Origin of the sequence: Bordetella genomosp. 5 (genome assembly GCF_002261315.1) — a bacterium.
In the GTDB taxonomy this organism is placed as follows: Bacteria; Pseudomonadota; Gammaproteobacteria; order Burkholderiales; family Burkholderiaceae_B; genus Bordetella.
The window spans coordinates 58946-74714 of the sequence record NZ_NEVP01000002.1 but is presented as its reverse complement, the minus strand read 5'-3'; the positions used below and the strand labels follow the sequence as shown (position 1 = coordinate 74714).

General features: G+C 66.2%; 16 protein-coding genes. 2 read left to right on the top strand and 14 right to left on the bottom strand.

Features of this window, described 5'->3' with window-relative positions; genetic code table 11:
• Nucleotides 1-50 precede the first annotated feature (50 nt).
• Nucleotides 51-758: a Bax inhibitor-1/YccA family protein gene (locus CAL25_RS04845; protein WP_094798826.1), complete on the top strand. Its 708-nt coding sequence runs from the start codon at nucleotides 51-53 to the stop codon at nucleotides 756-758.
• Nucleotides 759-809: 51 nt separating this feature from the next.
• Here CAL25_RS04845 and CAL25_RS04840 read toward each other — a convergent pair whose 3' ends face one another.
• The 4 genes from CAL25_RS04840 to CAL25_RS04825 all read right to left on the bottom strand — a co-directional run bounded on the left by CAL25_RS04840 (nucleotide 810) and on the right by CAL25_RS04825 (nucleotide 5257).
• Nucleotides 810-1154, bottom strand: coding sequence for a Zn-ribbon domain-containing OB-fold protein (locus CAL25_RS04840; protein WP_094798825.1), 345 nt, complete (start codon nucleotides 1152-1154; stop codon nucleotides 810-812).
• Entirely contained in the window at nucleotides 1151-2296 is a 1146-nt protein-coding gene (locus CAL25_RS04835) for a thiolase family protein (protein ID WP_094798824.1), read from the bottom strand. Before CAL25_RS04835 ends, CAL25_RS04840 begins: the two co-directional genes overlap by 4 nt.
• Complete coding sequence (locus CAL25_RS04830; RefSeq protein WP_094798823.1) at nucleotides 2296-3621, bottom strand: MFS transporter; 1326 nt, start codon at nucleotides 3619-3621, stop codon at nucleotides 2296-2298. Before CAL25_RS04830 ends, CAL25_RS04835 begins: the two co-directional genes overlap by 1 nt.
• A gap of 67 nt (nucleotides 3622-3688) precedes the next feature.
• Nucleotides 3689-5257: an ATP-dependent acyl-CoA ligase gene (locus tag CAL25_RS04825; protein ID WP_094798822.1), complete on the bottom strand. Its 1569-nt coding sequence runs from the start codon at nucleotides 5255-5257 to the stop codon at nucleotides 3689-3691.
• 136 nt (nucleotides 5258-5393) lie between these two features.
• Here CAL25_RS04825 and CAL25_RS04820 point away from each other — a divergent pair, with 136 nt between their 5' ends.
• Entirely contained in the window at nucleotides 5394-6308 is a 915-nt protein-coding gene (locus tag CAL25_RS04820) for a LysR family transcriptional regulator (protein ID WP_094798821.1), read from the top strand.
• A 10-nt stretch (nucleotides 6309-6318) separates the two neighbouring features.
• Here the strand turns inward: CAL25_RS04820 and recO are convergent, their stop codons facing one another.
• The 10 genes from recO to CAL25_RS04770 all read right to left on the bottom strand — a co-directional run bounded on the left by recO (nucleotide 6319) and on the right by CAL25_RS04770 (nucleotide 15768).
• Complete coding sequence (gene recO / locus CAL25_RS04815) at nucleotides 6319-6906, bottom strand: DNA repair protein RecO (protein ID WP_094798820.1); 588 nt, start codon at nucleotides 6904-6906, stop codon at nucleotides 6319-6321.
• Nucleotides 6899-7789, bottom strand: a complete 891-nt coding sequence (era, locus tag CAL25_RS04810) for a GTPase Era (protein WP_094798819.1) — start codon at nucleotides 7787-7789, stop codon at nucleotides 6899-6901. Before era ends, recO begins: the two co-directional genes overlap by 8 nt.
• Complete coding sequence (gene rnc / locus CAL25_RS04805) at nucleotides 7786-8547, bottom strand: ribonuclease III (RefSeq protein ID WP_094798818.1); 762 nt, start codon at nucleotides 8545-8547, stop codon at nucleotides 7786-7788. Before rnc ends, era begins: the two co-directional genes overlap by 4 nt.
• A gap of 6 nt (nucleotides 8548-8553) precedes the next feature.
• Nucleotides 8554-9438, bottom strand: a complete 885-nt coding sequence (gene lepB / locus CAL25_RS04800) for a signal peptidase I (protein WP_094798817.1) — start codon at nucleotides 9436-9438, stop codon at nucleotides 8554-8556.
• Between the two features lie 21 nt (nucleotides 9439-9459).
• Nucleotides 9460-11253 (bottom strand): translation elongation factor 4, encoded by a 1794-nt coding sequence (gene lepA / locus CAL25_RS04795; protein ID WP_094798816.1) that lies wholly within the window; start codon nucleotides 11251-11253, stop codon nucleotides 9460-9462.
• A gap of 283 nt (nucleotides 11254-11536) precedes the next feature.
• On the bottom strand, nucleotides 11537-13030 hold the full coding sequence (locus tag CAL25_RS04790; RefSeq protein WP_094798815.1) for a DegQ family serine endoprotease: 1494 nt from the start codon (nucleotides 13028-13030) through the stop codon (nucleotides 11537-11539).
• A 46-nt stretch (nucleotides 13031-13076) separates the two neighbouring features.
• Nucleotides 13077-14123, bottom strand: coding sequence for a MucB/RseB C-terminal domain-containing protein (locus CAL25_RS04785; RefSeq protein WP_094798814.1), 1047 nt, complete (start codon nucleotides 14121-14123; stop codon nucleotides 13077-13079).
• A complete protein-coding gene (locus CAL25_RS04780) occupies nucleotides 14123-14659 on the bottom strand; it encodes a sigma-E factor negative regulatory protein (RefSeq protein WP_094798813.1) in 537 nt (178 codons plus the stop codon). The genes CAL25_RS04785 and CAL25_RS04780 overlap by 1 nt, the downstream gene beginning before the upstream one ends.
• Nucleotides 14660-14671: 12 nt before the next feature.
• Nucleotides 14672-15271, bottom strand: a complete 600-nt coding sequence (rpoE, locus tag CAL25_RS04775) for an RNA polymerase sigma factor RpoE (RefSeq protein ID WP_094798812.1) — start codon at nucleotides 15269-15271, stop codon at nucleotides 14672-14674.
• On the bottom strand, nucleotides 15268-15768 hold the full coding sequence (locus tag CAL25_RS04770; protein WP_094798811.1) for a hypothetical protein: 501 nt from the start codon (nucleotides 15766-15768) through the stop codon (nucleotides 15268-15270). Before CAL25_RS04770 ends, rpoE begins: the two co-directional genes overlap by 4 nt.
• Nucleotide 15769: the final 1 nt, after the last annotated feature.

Genomic DNA, 15769 nt, shown 5'->3' with positions numbered 1-15769 from the left:
TCCCGTCTAAGCTATCTAGGCAAGATCACTTTGCCGCACAAGGAGTCGTCATGAACGAATACCGTCCGTCCCCTTTTAACCGTTCCGGTTATGCCGGCGCGCCGGGCGAAGTCGTCCGGAACAAAGTGCTGCGCAACACCTACTGGCTGCTGGCGCTGTCGCTGATCCCGACGGTGCTGGGCGCGGCCGTGGGCATGTACACCGGCATCAACCGCGTCATGGCCGGTAGCCCGGGCCTGTCGGCCATCGTGTTTCTGGTCGGCGCATTCGGCCTGATGTTCGCCATCGAGAAGAACAAAAACAACTCGCTGGGCGTGACCCTGCTGCTCGCGTTCACGTTCTTCATGGGCGTGATGCTGTCGCGTCTGCTGGGCTTCGTGCTCGGCATGGGCAACGGCGCACAGCTGGTGATGCTCGCCTTCGGCGGCACGGCCGCGGTGTTCGCCACCATGGCCACGCTGGCCACCACGATCAAGCGCGACCTCTCGTCGATGCAGAAGTGGCTGTTCGTCGGCGCGGTCGTGATCCTGGTCGCGGCACTGGCCAACATCTTCCTGCAGATCCCGGCGCTGATGCTGACGGTCTCGGTGCTCGCCATCGTGATCTTCTCGGCCTTCATGCTGGTCGACCTGCAGCGCGTGGTCAACGGCGGCGAAACCAACTACGTTTCCGCCACGCTGGCCATCTACCTCGACGTCTACAACGTCTTCTCGAACCTGCTGATGCTGCTCGGCATCTTCGGCGGCAATCGCGAATAAGGCGCGGGCAGGCTAGCTGCACTGTCCTGCGCGTTACCCCCACCCGCAAGCCTACTGGCCTGCGGGTTTTTTTTCGTCTCGCGCCGCGGACGTTGCGGCGGCACCCGGCGGCAGCGCCCAGGGCGCGGGATGCTCGCCGCCACGGTCTTCCAGCCGCACGCGCTGCCCTGACGCAGCGTCGGCGCCCGCATGCCGCGCCACCAGCGTCACGCCGCCCGCCACCGCCACGCTGACGATGAGGGATCCATCGCGTTGCCGCGTATGCGCCGTGATCGTGCCCTCGCGCACCGGCACGGGATCGAAGGTCTCCGCGCCGCACGCCGGACAGCCTAGGCGCGCAGGGAACATCACGTGGCCGCAGCCACGGCATTGCCAGATCAGTACCGCACCGCTCATCGCGCCTCCCGCCGTTCGAGCACCGCTGCGTTCGCGCACATGCCATAGCGGTACTGCACCATGCCGTAACCCGTGCACAGACCGAGCCGGGCGCCGGGGCGTTGACGCGTGCCAGCTCGCCCCAGTAGTTGCCGCGCCACCTCGACCAGACCATGCATGCCACCGGCGGTTCCGGCCTGCCCGGCCGACAGCTGCCCGCCCGCCGTGTTCAGCGCCAGCGAACCGGTGGCGATGCGGGTCTGCACGAGACGTGGCAGGTCGCCGTCGGCCGCGAAGCCCAGGTCGTCGAGCTGCGCCAGCGCGATGGCGGGATAGTCGTCGTACACGCTGACCACCTCCATGTCGGCGGGCCCCGCGTCCGCGTCGGCCCACAGCGCCGGCGCGCAGGCGCGCAGTCCCGTCCGCAGGCCATCGCCTTCCTGCTGATCGCCGTTGTAGTCGGCCGTGGCGGCGCGCAGCGTCACGTGCACGCCGGCCGGCCCGGCCTGCAGCACCACGGCGGCCGCCCCGCTCACCACCGGCACGCAATCCAGACGCGACAAGGGTTCGCACACCATGGGCGCGGCGAGATAGTCGTCGAGCGTGATGGGCGTGCGAAACGCGGCCTGCGCGTAGTCCGCCGCATGGGCACGCTGCGCGACGCACAGCGCCCCGTAATCGGCCCGGCCCACGCCGCGCTCGTTCATCTGCCGCTGCGTCACCATCGCAAACAAGGGATTCGGCCCGACGCAGCCCAGCGGACTGAGCAGATCCCGGGCGGTGCCGTTGTAGTCTCGGACCAGCGCGGTGAAATCGGCGCCGCCGAAGTGGTCGCCAGCCAGCAGGGCCACGGTGCGCGCCTGACCGGCCTGCAGCGCCAGCCAGGCCTGCCGCAGGAGGTTGACCGCGCTCGCGCCGCCGAGCTCGTCCTGCAGGCACCAGCGCAGGCGCAGCCCCATGCGCCAGGCGAAGTCGATGGCACGGTCCGGCTTGAGCGTGAAGGACGTCAGCCCAAGGCCATCGACGTCGCGCAGCCGCAGGCCCGCATCGTCCAGCGCCTCGCGCAGGGCCTGCGCCAGCAGGCCGGCCGTGGAAACGCCCTGCGGCGGATGCCGCATGAGCGGCGTTTCCGCGACGCCGGTAATGCCGATGGCCGTCGCCATCAGGCGCCCGCGCCGCGGCCGCCCGTGTCCCGCTCGGGCTCGCGCGTGAGCAGCAAGGTGACCACCGTGATGGCCGCCATGCCCATCAGAAACCAGGCCACCGGCGTGGCCGACTCGTAGTGGCGCAACAGCGCCATCGCGATCAGCGGCGACAGGCCGCCTGCGAAAACAGACGCGAGCTCGTGACCCAGCGCCAGCCCGGTATAACGCACCTCCGCCGGAAACAGCTCCGCGAAGTACGCCGGTTGCGTGCCGATCATGGCGGCGTGGCACACGGTATTGCCGAGGAAGAAAGCCAGGAAAATCCAGACGGTCTGCTGCGTCTGCACCAGCCAGAAAAACGGAAACGCCACCAGCATCAGTCCGGCCGCGCCGATCAGGTAGACCGTGCGCCGCCCGATACGGTCCGACAGATGGCCGAACCACACCAGCGTGCCGAGCTCGATGAACATCGAGAACAGCACGCCCCCGAGCATCACGTCGTTCGAGATGCCGAGAAACTTGCCGTAGGCGAGCGCGAACGCGAGGAAGATGTACGAACCCCCGTTTTCGGCGATGCGCAGGCCCATCGCCGTGAAAACCTGGCGCGGATACTTGCGGAACACCTCGAGCGCGGGCATGCGCGTGTCGCTCTTCTTGCGCGCGCGCACGAACTCCTCGCTCTCGGGAATGCGCTTGCGGATATACAGCCCGACGCCAAAGATGATGAAGCTGAGCAGGAACGGCAGACGCCAGCCCCAACTCATGAAGTCTTCGTGCGGCAGTTGCTGCGCCAGCATGAACACGCCCGACGACAACACGAAACCGCCCGCCACGCCAAGCTGGCTCCACGCCGAGAAGAAGCCCCGCCGGCGGCCATCGACCGCTTCGCTGATGAGCAGCACGCCGCCGCCCCACTCACCGCCCGCGGCCGCGCCCTGCAACAGGCGCAGCACCACCATGGCGATGGGCGCCCAGAACCCGATCTGCTCATAGGTCGGCAACAGACCGATCAGGAAGGTCGCCACGCCCATCAGGCCCAGCGTCCATTCGAGCGCGAGCTTGCGGCCATAGCGGTCGCCCACGTGGCCAAAAATCACACCACCCAGGGGCCGCGCGAAGAAGCCGACGGCGAAGCCCGCGAACGCGCCCATCGTGCCGAGCATGGGGTCGGTGCCCTTGGGGAAAAACAGCTCCCCGAACACCAGCGCCGCCGCCGTGCCGTAGATAAAGAAGTCGTACCACTCCATCGCATTGCCCGCGATGGACGCCACCACCACCCGCCGCGTGCGCTGCCGCTGCGCGTCCTCCTGGGCGGGTGCCGCCTCGATATGGCTGATCGTCATTGCTGCCCCTTGTCGTGTTGGTTGTTTGTCTACAGCATGTGGGCGCGACCACCGCCCTCGTGGCGGATCAGCGCATGACGCGATAGCCCGCCGCCTCGCGGTCCCAGGCGTCGACCGTGACGCCCTCTTCTCGCAAAGTGAACTTGCGCACCTTGCCGTTCTCGGTGCGCGGCAGATCAGGCATCAGCCGCACGTAGCGCGGGACCGCGAAGTACGGCATGCGGGGCTGGCAGAAATCCAGCAGTTCCGCCGGCTCGATCGGCTCGCCGCGCCGGCAGCACACGGCGGCCATCACTTCGTCCTCGGCAAGCTCCGAACGCACCGCATACACCGCCGCCGCCGCGATCGCGGGATGGGCGAGCAGTACCTGCTCGACCTCGTAGGAAGAGATGTTCTCGCCCCGGCGCCGGATCGCGTCCTTCATGCGATCCAGAAATCGGAAGTAGCCATCGCCATCGCGCACGACCCTATCGCCCGTGTGGAACCACAGATTGCGCCAGGCCTGGACCGTTTGCGCGTCCATGGCGAAGTAGCCGGTGGCGATGGCGTTGGGCACGCGCGGCCGCAGCAGCAATTCGCCCGGCTCGCCGTCGGCCACCGGCTGATCATGGGCATCCGCGACGCAGGCGTCGAACTCCGGCGCCACGCGGCCCATCGTGCCGGCGCGCTGATCGGCCAGGGTGCCGCCAATGGCGAAATTGGTTTCGGTCGAGCCATAACCTTCGAGCAGGCCGATGCCGGTGCGCGCCAGAAACTGCGCGTGAAAACGTTCGGGCACGCCGGGCGCCAGCGCGATACGGCAGCGATGCGCACGCTCGCCCGCATCGGCCGCGCGCGACAGCAGCATCGGCACCATGGCGCCGAGCAGATACGTGACGGTCGCGCCGGTCTGAGCCAGACGCTGGTAGTAGCGGCTGACCGAAAAGCGCGCATCGCAGGTGAGTTTCGCGCCCGCCAGCAAGGCTTGGAAACAGGCGTTGAGCGCGTTCGTGTGGAACAACGGCAGCGTGGTGTAGAGGTGATCGTCCGCGCCGATCTCCAGATTGCGCGCCGTCAGCACGCCCCACCAATAGAACTGCGCGTGCGGACAGCACACGCCCTTGGACATGCCCGATGTGCCCGAGGTGTAGAGGATGGCCAGCGTATCGCCCGGCGCCAGATCGGCCGCGAGCGCGCCCTCGTCGGGCAGCGCCGGGCGCACCCGCCAGGGCACCGGCATGGCGGGGGGATGCGCGGGCGTATCCAGCAGCCACACCTCGCGCAACGGCAGGCCCTGCGTGTCCAGCCCCGACAAGGCGTCGCAGGCGGCCTCGTCCGCGACGAGCAGCGTACAGGCGCTGTTGGCCAGCATATGGCGCAGCTGCATGCCGCGCGTGGCCGTGTTCAGCGGCACGACCACCGCGCCCAGCCAGGCGCAGCCGAGCACCAGCATCAGGAACTCGATGCGGTTGCCGGCCATCAGCGCGACGCGGTCGCCGCGCCGCACGCCGTGCGCCGCAAGCAGCGCCGCCCACCGTGCCGCCGCCGCTGGGGCTTCGGCGTAACTCAGCGTGCCGCCCGGCGCATGCACCCACGCGCGCGCGGGCCAGCGTTCGGCCTGCTGCATCAATAACGAAGGCAAAGTGACACGCCGCATAGCCGTGATTCCCCTTATTTTGCGCCACCCCGAGGCCAGCCAGCAGGGAGCGAAATCAGTCTAGGAATCAACTATTTATATGTCAAATTTATAGTTATTATTGTTCTTATAAATCTGGCTGATATAAGGGGCATGCATGGCGTTCGATCTGAACTTGATGCGGGTTTTCCTGACCGTGCTGGAAGAGCGCAGCGTGACGCGTGCCGCGCGCCGCCTCAACCTGACCCAGCCCGCGGTGAGCTATGCCCTCACCCGTTTGCGCAAGCAGTTCGACGACCCGCTGTTCGTCCGCACGCCCGCCGGCATGGCGCCGACGCCGGTGGCCTACGCGCTGGCCGAGCCCATCGAACGCGGCATGAGCGAGTTCGCCGAGGCCCTGGCCCTGCGCCAGACCTTCGATCCCACCCGCAGCGAACGGCACTTCCGTCTATCGATGTCGGATATCGGCGAGATGGTTTTTCTGCCCAGCCTGATGGAGAGGGTGCATGCGCGCGCGCCGAAGCTGAGGGTCGAAGTGCAGGAGGTGCCGCTCGAGTCGCTGCACGATGCGCTCAAGCGCGGCGAAGTCGATCTGGCCATCGGCAATCTGGCCGGCCTGGGGCGCCGCACCCGTCATGCCGACCTGTTCGCCGAACGCTATGTCTGCATGGGCCGACGCGGCCATCCCGTGCTGGCACAGGGCCTGACCCGGGCGCAATTCCGCCGGCTCGATCACATCATGGTGGCCGCGCGCGCCAGTGCGCACCGACAGCTTGAAGAGGTGCTGGGCGAGGCCGGCCTGCACCGGCGGCCCTACCTCACCCTGCCCCACTTCTCGGCGGCCGCCGAGATCGTGAAGCGCACGGACCTCACCGTCACGCTGCCGTACCGCGCGGCGCAATGGTTCAACAAGGCGGAGGAATTCGAGGTTTGCGCGCTGCCTTTCACGCTGGCGCCCTTGACGGTCACGGTGCACTGGCATCCGCGCTTCGAGCGCGATCCCGGCACCGTGTGGCTGCGCGACCTGGTGATCGACGCTTTGGCCGACGCGCCCGACGCCGCGCGCGCGTAGCGCCGCGCCGCTACACCCGTTGCAGCTCCATCAACACGCGGCGCGTCGAGAGCGGCCGGCCGGCGAGGTTGATGTCGAGCCGCTCGCGCAGCTCGCGGCGCAAGGTGGGCTCGAGCTGCGCGTCGTTGAAATCGGGCTCCCCTTCGTCGACGCCGTAGCCGATTTCGCGCAGCAGAATCCATTCGAAGCGTCGCAGCGCCCCCGCGGCCCGGCTGCCCTGCGCAAGCTGGGTCAACGCGGTTTCGTAGGCGTCGAACAGCACCGGATGGGCGTCCTCGCGCGGCAGCAGGCGCAGCAGGAGCTCGTTCATGTACCAGGCGGACATCAGCGCGGCGCCCCCGAGCGGGTGGATGCCATCGACTTCGGCCTTGGTGAGGGTTTTGACTTCGCTGGCGCCCGACCAGGACAGCATCAGGGGCTGGAAGGCGCTCAAGACCGGCCGCAGCACCGAATAGGGGCGCTTGGCCCCCTTCGCGACCATGGCGACACAGCCATGGTCACGCGAGAAGGTCTGGACGATCAGGGAGGTTTCGCGCCACGCGGTCGCGTGGAGCATGTAGGCACGGCAATCGTGGACGCGATGCGCCCGTTTACTCATAGCCCAGATCGCGCAGCGCGCTCTCGCGATCCGACCAGCCCTTGCGCACCTTGATGTAGACCTCGAGGTGCACGGGCTTGTCGAGCAGCTTCGCGATGTCCTGGCGGGCTTCGGTGGCGATGCGCTTCATGTGCTGGCCGCCGGCGCCGAGCAGGATGGGCTTGTGGCTGTCGCGTTCGACCACCACGCAGGCGGCGATGCGCGCGCCGGCGTCGTTTTCTTCCCATTGCTCGATCACGACGGTACAGCCGTAGGGCAGCTCATCGCCCACCAGACGGAAAATCTTTTCGCGCACGAGCTCCGCGGCGATGAAGCGCATCGGGCGGTCGGTGAGCGTGTCTTCCTCGAACATCGGCTCGCCTTCGGGCAGGCGTGTCGCGATCTCGTCGAGGAGCTGGTCGAGCTGGTGATTCTTGGTGGCGCTCACGGGCACCACGGCACCATAGGGATGCTGCGCCATCAGCTTGGCCACGAACGGAAACAGCTCGTCGCGGCTCTTGAGCGCGTCGATCTTGCTGATGGCCAGAATGGTGCGCTCGGGCGCGGGCAGCAAGGGCAGCAGCTTGGCGTCGCCGTCGGTCCATTTGCCGGCCTCGACCACGTGCACGACGACATCCACGTCGTTCAGGGCCTGCGTGACCACGCGGTTCATCATGCGGTTCATCGCGCCGCCGTGGCGGGTCTGGAAGCCCGGCGTGTCGACGAACACGAACTGCTCGTGCTCACGCGTGAGCACGCCATGGATGCGATGCCGGGTGGTCTGCGCCTTGCGCGAGACGATCGAGATCTTCGAGCCGATGAGGGCGTTGGTCAGGGTGGACTTGCCGACGTTGGGGCGACCCACGATGGCGACAAAACCGGTACGGGAAACGGGGGTGTTCATTTAACCTCTTGGGCCACTGCCACGGGCAGCGACAATTGCGCGGTCTTGCGCGCACGGCCGGATTTCTTGGCGGCCTTGGGCGGCGGGCTGACGGCCTGCGCCGCTTCCAGGGCCAGCTTGGCGGCGGATTGCTCGGCGGCACGCCGGCTCGCGCCCGCGGCCACCACCTTGATGTCGAAGCCGGCGACAGCGCACTCGACTTCGAACTGTTGACTGTGGGCCGCGCCATGCGTGGCAACCACGGTGTACACCGGCAGGGCCATCTTGCGGCCCTGCAAAAATTCCTGCAGCAGGGTCTTGGCGTCTTTGCCGAGGGTCTGGAGATCGACGCTCGCGAGCACGGGCTCGTACTGGCCTTCGATCACCTTGCGCGCGGCCTCGAAGCCGGCGTCGAGGAACACGCCGCCGAACAGCGCTTCGACCGTGTCGGCCAGAATCGACGGGCGACGGAAACCGCCGCTCTTGAGCTCGCCTTCGCCGAGGCGCAGAAACTGGGAGAGGTCGAGACGCTGGGCGATATCGGCGAGCGACGCCTGCTTGACGAGATTGGCGCGCACGCGCGACAGATCGCCTTCGTCGAGCTTGGGGTAGCGTTGATAGAGCATCGCCGCCACGACGAAGTTCAGCACAGAGTCGCCCAGAAACTCCAGCCGCTCGTTATGACGCGCACCGTGACTACGGTGCGTCAGCGCCTGTTCGAGCAGGGCCTGATCACCGAAGCGGTGACCGAGGCGGGTTTCCAGCGTGGCTAAAGACATGATCTATCAGTGAAAGCGGCCGATACGGCTGAGATCGCCAAAGTTCATCCAGACAAAGAAGGCCTTGCCCACGATATTACTGTCAGGAACGAATCCCCAGTAACGACTGTCGGCACTATTGTCACGGTTGTCACCCATGGCGAAGTAATTGCCCGGCGGTACTTTGCAGCGTACTCCATTGCGCAGGTACTGGCATTGGTCGGCGCTGGGAAACTTCCAGATCGGCCCAAAATCCTGCGAACGTTGCTCATCGAGCAGGATTTTGTGCTCAACGTCGCCCAATTTCTCTCGATACTGCGCGATGTAGGAGACGCGGTCGGGCTCGAAATAGTCGCCGTCACGGGTATGCGGCACCAATTGACCGTTGACGTAGAGCTTCTTGTCCAGATAGGCCACCTCGTCGCCCGGCAGGCCGACGATGCGCTTGATGTAGTCGACATCGGGATCCACGGGGTAGCGGAACACGACGACGTCGCCACGCGCCGGTTGCCCGACCTCGATCACCTTGCGATCGAGCACGGGCAGGCGAATGCCATAGCTGAACTTGTTCACGAGGATAAGGTCGCCCGATTGCAGCGTGGGCAGCATCGAACCCGACGGAATGCGAAACGGCTCGACGACGAACGAACGCAGCACGAACACGAACAGGATCACCGGGAAGAAACTGACCGCGTACTCCACCCACCACGGCGAGCGCATCGCGTCGTCGACGGCGACGCGGCGCTGGCGCTCGGCTTCCTGCGCGTCGCCGATCTGCGCGGCGGCCACCTGATCGGCCGCCGCCTTGGCACGGCGTTGCCGGCCGCGACGCAGCACCAACAGATCCAAAGCCCAGACGACGCCGGTCACGACCAGCAGCACAAAAAGAATCAGTGCAAAGTTCCAGCTCATTTATTACCGCCTCTTGGGGGTTTACTTGTCTTCCACCTGCAGGATGGCGAGGAATGCCTCTTGAGGGATTTCGACGCTGCCCACCTGCTTCATGCGCTTCTTGCCGGCCTTCTGCTTTTCGAGGAGCTTCTTCTTGCGGCTGATGTCGCCGCCATAGCACTTGGCCAGCACGTTCTTGCGCAACGCCTTGACGTTTTCGCGCGCGATCACTTCGGCGCCGATAGCGGCCTGGATCGCGACGTCGTACATCTGGCGCGGAATCAGCTCACGCATGCGCGACACCACGTCACGCGCCCGATAGCGCGCGTTGGAACGGTGCACGATCATGGCGAGCGCGTCGACGCGGTCGCTGTTGATGAGGAGGTCGACCTTGACCACGTCGGCCGAGCGGTACTCGAGGAACTCATAGTCCATCGAGGCATAGCCGCGCGACACCGATTTGAGGCGGTCGAAGAAGTCGAGCACGATCTCGGCCAGCGGGATCTCGTAGGTGAGATGGACCTGGCGGCCGTGGTAGGTCATGTTGATCTGCACGCCGCGCTTGTTGTTGCACAGCGTCATCACAGGGCCCACGTACTCCTGCGGCATGAACAGCGTGACCGTCACGATGGGCTCGCGAATGTCGTTGATCTTGCCGACTTCGGGCATGCGCGACGGGCTCTCGATGGTCAGCACCGTGCCGTCGCGCTGTTCGACTTCGTACACCACGGACGGCGCCGTGGTGATGATGTCCATGTCGAACTCGCGCTCCAGACGTTCCTGCACGATCTCCATGTGGAGCAGGCCGAGGAAGCCGCAACGGAAGCCGAAGCCCAGTGCCTGGGACACTTCGGGCTCGAACATCAGCGCCGCATCGTTGAGCTTGAGCTTCTCGAGCGAGTCGCGAAGTTGATCGTATTCGGAGCTCTCGACCGGATACAGGCCCGCGAACACCTGCGGCTTCACTTCCTTGAAGCCGGGCAGCGGTTCGGGCGCGGCCTTGCCGGCCAGCGTGATGGTGTCGCCCACCTTGGCGTGCGCCAGCTCTTTGATGCCGGCGATGATGAAGCCGACCTCGCCCGCCGACAGCTGGGCGCGCTGCTCGGACTTGGGCGTGAACACACCCGTCTGCTCGCACAGGTGGGTGGCACCGTTGGCCATGAACAGGATCTTGTCTTTCGGGCGCAGCGTGCCATTGACGATGCGCACCAGCATGACGACGCCGACGTAGTTGTCGAACCACGAATCGATGATGAGCGCCTGCAGCGGCGCCGTCGGGTCGCCCTTGGGCGCCGGGACGCGCGCGACGATCATCTCGAGAATTTCGTCGATGCCCACGCCGGTCTTGGCGCTCGCCAGGACCGCGCCGCTGGCGTCGATGCCGATCACGTCTTCGACTTCCTGGCGCGCGCCCTCGGGATCGGCCTGCGGCAGATCCATCTTGTTCAGCACGGGCAGCACTTCGACGCCGAGCTCGATCGCGGTGTAGCAGTTGGCGACGGTCTGGGCCTCGACACCCTGCGAGGCGTCGACGACGAGCAGCGCCCCTTCGCACGCGGACAGCGAACGGCTGACTTCATACGAGAAGTCGACGTGCCCCGGGGTGTCGATGAGGTTGAGGTTGTAGACCTTGCCGTCCTGCGCCTTGTAGTGCAGGGCCGCGGTCTGGGCCTTGATGGTGATGCCGCGCTCGCGCTCGATATCCATCGAGTCCAGCACTTGCGCCGACATTTCGCGATCCGCCAACCCGCCGCAGCGATGGATCAGGCGATCGGCCAGGGTCGATTTACCGTGATCGATGTGGGCAATGATGGAGAAGTTGCGGATATGCTGCATAAAGAGTTATTTAGGGACAGAGCAAACCGGGAAATCCGATGTCAGCCCGAGGCGCAGGGCGCCGGGCGCGTCAAACGGGGCAGAGCCCCTGGGCGCGGCGCCGGTGCCTGGCGCCAGCTGCCGGCAAGGGCGGCCGGCAAGGGCAAGGCGACGCAAAACAGTGTCCGCACGAGGTGCCGGCGTGGGTGCCGGCGGCGGATCGGACCAGGGGAGACCAAAAACGAAGGGGCGCCCAGCGCCCCCTCGTTTAGTGGCAAACAGCCATTTTAGCCGGTCTTGGCGCTTATTTGGACGGCTGCACTGCAACCCACTGCGCCTGACCGCCGCGGCGGTACAACAGACCCACCACCTTGGACTTATCCAGCTTGGACACGACCTTGTTGAATTGCTCGGCGTTGATGACGTCGGTGTCGTTCACGGCAAGCAGAATGTCGCCTTCCTGAAGACCCGCGGCAGCCGCCGGACCCTGGGCCAGGCGCACCTGCACGCCACCCTTGATCTTGAGCTTCTTCTGCATGTCGGCGGGCACATCGGCCACGCCCAGACCCAGATGGTTGGTCACTTCGGGCTTGGCTTCACGCTCGGCCTTGCCTTTGGCCTGAGCGGTCTGCTCGGCCTGCAGTTCGGCGACCTTGACGGTCAGCGTGACGCTGCGACCCTTGCGCCAGACTTCGATCTTGCCTTCGCTCTCCGGCTTGGTTTCGCCGACGATGCGCGGCAGATCCGACCAGCGCTTGATGGTCTCGCCATTGAACTTGAGGATCACGTCGCCCGGCTGCACACCGCCCTTCTCGGCGGGACCGTCCGGCTCGACGCTGTTCACCAGCGCGCCCTCGGCACGCGGCAGACCGATGGCATCGGCGACATCCTTGCTGACTTCGCCGATCTGCACGCCGATACGGCCGCGCGTGACCTTGCCGGTGGCGCGCAGCTGATCGACCACGCGCATGGCTTCGTCGATCGGGATCGCGAGCGAGATGCCCATGAAGCCGCCGCTGCGCGAGATGATCTGCGAATTGATGCCGACCACCTCACCCTGCATGTTCAGCAGCGGGCCGCCCGAGTTGCCGGGGTTCACGGCCACGTCGGTCTGGATGAACGGCAGATACTCGCCGGTGTCGCGGCCGATCGCGCTGACGATGCCGGAGGTCACGGTGGAGTCCAGGCCGAACGGCGAACCGATCGCGAGCACCCACTGGCCCTTCTTGAGCAGCTTGGTGTTGCCGACCGGCAGCGGCGTCATGCCCTTGGCTTCGACCTTGATCAGCGCGACGTCGGTGCGCTCGTCGGTGCCGATGACCTTGGCCTTGAATTCACGGCCGTCGGTCAGCGTGACGTAGATATCCGTCGCGTCGCTGATGACGTGGTTGTTGGTGAGGATGTAGCCGTCTTCGGAGATGAAGAAGCCGGAACCCACGCCGCGCGGCACGGTGCGCTCTTCAGGCTGCGCCTGCGGCGGCTGACGACGCGGACCCGGCGTCGGGCCGGGGGGCTGGAAGTCCGGCCCGAAGAACCAGCGGAACAGCTCGTACGGATCGCCGTTGCCGCCGCCAGGGCCACCGGGGCCTCCGCGCACGGGCACGGTGGCCGTGGTGCGGATGTTGACCACGGCCGGCTCGGCCTTCTCGACGATCGATGTGAAATCGGGCAGCACCCCGCCCGCGACGGGCGTCTGGGCATGTGCCAGTTGAGGCTGGGCGGACACCAGCATGGTCCCGACCATCATGGCCAGGAAAAAGCGCCGGAAAAAAGAGTTCGACACTGTAGTTGCGTTCATTACCTTGAGCTCCGTAAAGACCCCAACACCTTTTGCAGGCTTGTTCTTATTTGGCGGCTGGAGTGGGCACGTATTCGGTGCCTTGCGCGAGTTGTTCGAGCGTCGTCACCGGTACCTCACCCAACGCCGTCAACCAGAAATCTGCAATACGCGTTCCGTAAATGTTGATGGCACCGCGCTGGATCAGACCAGCGGGAGGATGCTGGTGGCGATCAGGATCGTAGGGTTCGATGAAGACCGAAATCGCCGCCAATCCATCCGACAGCACGACCTGGCTAACGGTTCCCTTGCCCATGTGCCGCGCGACCTGCATCACGGCCAGAAAACCTTGCGGCGCAGGAATGCGCCAGCCTTGCGCGACGAGATCGACCGGTTTCATGGTCATCTCGACCACCTTCCAGTCGCGGATGTTCCAGCGCGAGGACAGCTGCGCGGGATCGACATCGCTGCCCAGACGGATGGACGAGAACGAGACCTGCTCGATCACGCCCCGGCCCGGGTCGAAGGTCTGCGCCTTCAGCAAGAGATTGGTCTTCACGTCGGCACAGAGACGATAGCCGTAGCGCAACCCATCGCGCGGCTCGACGGTGATCAGCCGGCACTCGCGGTCAGCGACGCGGTGCAGCTTTTCTTCGGCACGAATCGTGTAATGCTTGGTGAGGTCGGCGGGATCGCCCAGCAGCAGACCCGGGAAGCGATCGCCACGACGGCGCTCCAGCAACACGGTCTTGTGCTCGGGCACGAGGCATTGGACGTCGTCGTTGTGACGCAGGTACTCGCGCGGCTGGCCGTCGAGGATCTCGAGGCGCTCGCGCTCACCGGTGCCATCGACCACGTGCACCAGACGCGACGACTGGATGACTTCGCCCTGTTGATACATGAACACGCCGGCGTAGTCCTGCTTGCGCGCGGCCTGCTGGATATCGGCGAGCAACTGAACCGGATCGGCGGACGGCGGTGCGCTTTGAGCCAGCGCGGCGCCGTGCAACGCCATGAGCGCCATCAGCGCACACGCGGCCTGCGCCGCGAAACGGCGTTGCCGCACTGCCATGCGCGTGAACGTCACTGCGCGCACGTCCTGCGACTGTGCCATCAACGCCCCGCTCCGGCCTCGAAGGAGACCTGGCGTACCGCGCTCGGGCCGGCCATCTGGCGATGGGCCTCGAGGTAATCGCGCAGGGGGCCGTCATCGGCGCCCGACGCAGCGGCGCCCGGCGCACCGGCGCCCGGCACGGCCGCGTCGGCCAGCACCTGGGTGGGCGCGGGGTTGATGCCGCCCGCCACGTAGGGCTGAGCGACCCAGGCCACGGTGGCGACCGCGGCGGCCACGGCCAGGCCGGACAGGCCCATGCGCAGGTGCGACCGGCGGCTGCGGCGCGGGGCGGCCACGATGGGCAGCTCGGCTTCGAGGGCGCGCGACAGGCGCGCCTGGAAGTCGGCGCTCGGCGTGATCACCGGCCCGGGGTTGCGCAACGCGTCACCGATGAGGTGATACGTGCTCCAGGTCTGACGGGCCTGCGGGCTCGTCAGGTTTTCGAAAAAGTCCTCGGATCCTTCGCCATCCATCCAGGCGGAAACCGATTCCTCCCATGAAGAATCGGCGATCTCGGACTTGGCTACTGTTTGCATGACTGCCACTCCTTACCAGCGACGCTCGGCATCGGTGTCAAGCAGAGGCCGCAACCGATTGGAAATGGCTTCGCGGGCGCGGAAAATGCGCGAGCGAACCGTACCAATGGGACAGTCCATGCTTTGGGCGATGTCTTCGTAACTCATACCTTCGATTTCACGCAGGACGATAGCGGTCCGCAGCTCCTCGGGCAATTCCTCGATCGCGGCGTTGACCGTCTCGGCGATCTCGCGGCTGGCGAACATCGCTTCTGGCGTGCTTATATCGGTTAGGTTGTCGGTTTCGTTAAAAGTTTCACCGTCTTCCGTTTCTATCGCATTGGGCGCGCTCGGGCGCCGCCCCTGGGAAGCCAGCCAATTTCGTGCCGTATTGATCGCAATACGATACAACCACGTATAGAAGGCGCTTTCTCCGCGAAACTGCGGCAGGGCCCGGTAGGCCTTGATGAAAGCCTCCTGCGCCACATCCTCGATCTCGGATGGGTCGCGGATCATCCGCGCCAGCAGGCGCAGTATCTTGCGCTGATACTTCAGTACCAGCAGGTCGAAAGCTTTCTTGTCGCCGCGTTGCACGCGCGCGACAAGTTCGGCGTCGACATCGCGTTCGCTCATGACGCCCCTCTGCGCGGCACCGCGCTGCGGTCGGCTGCCCGCGCCAGGACGCGCAGACGCCGCCATTGCTCAGGCGGCAGGCCTGAACGCCAGACGGTGCAGGTGATCTTGCTATTTGTAACACAGAAGGCCGTGGCGTCAAGCTCGAGATCGAGCCGGACGTGAGCCGGCGCCAGACGCGCCCGGCGCAGCGTGGCGCGGTGCCAGTGCCGCTGGCGGCGCACTCGCCAGCCGTCGGCCGCAGGCCCGGCGCTCAGGGCGCGCGGCGAGGCGCTGCGCTTGGGCAGACCCGCCCAACCCAGGCCACCGCCCAGCCCTGCCAGCGCGAGGCCGGCAAGCCAGACGAGCCCGTCGGCCATCCCGGCCGCCAGCGTTCCGGCCACCGCCGCCATGCCCACACCCCACGCAGCCGCAAGGCTGCGCAGCGCGCGGGCAAGGACGGGTTGGTGTACCGGAATCCGCAGAACGCCGGGGATGCGACGGGCGTCGACGCTCAAC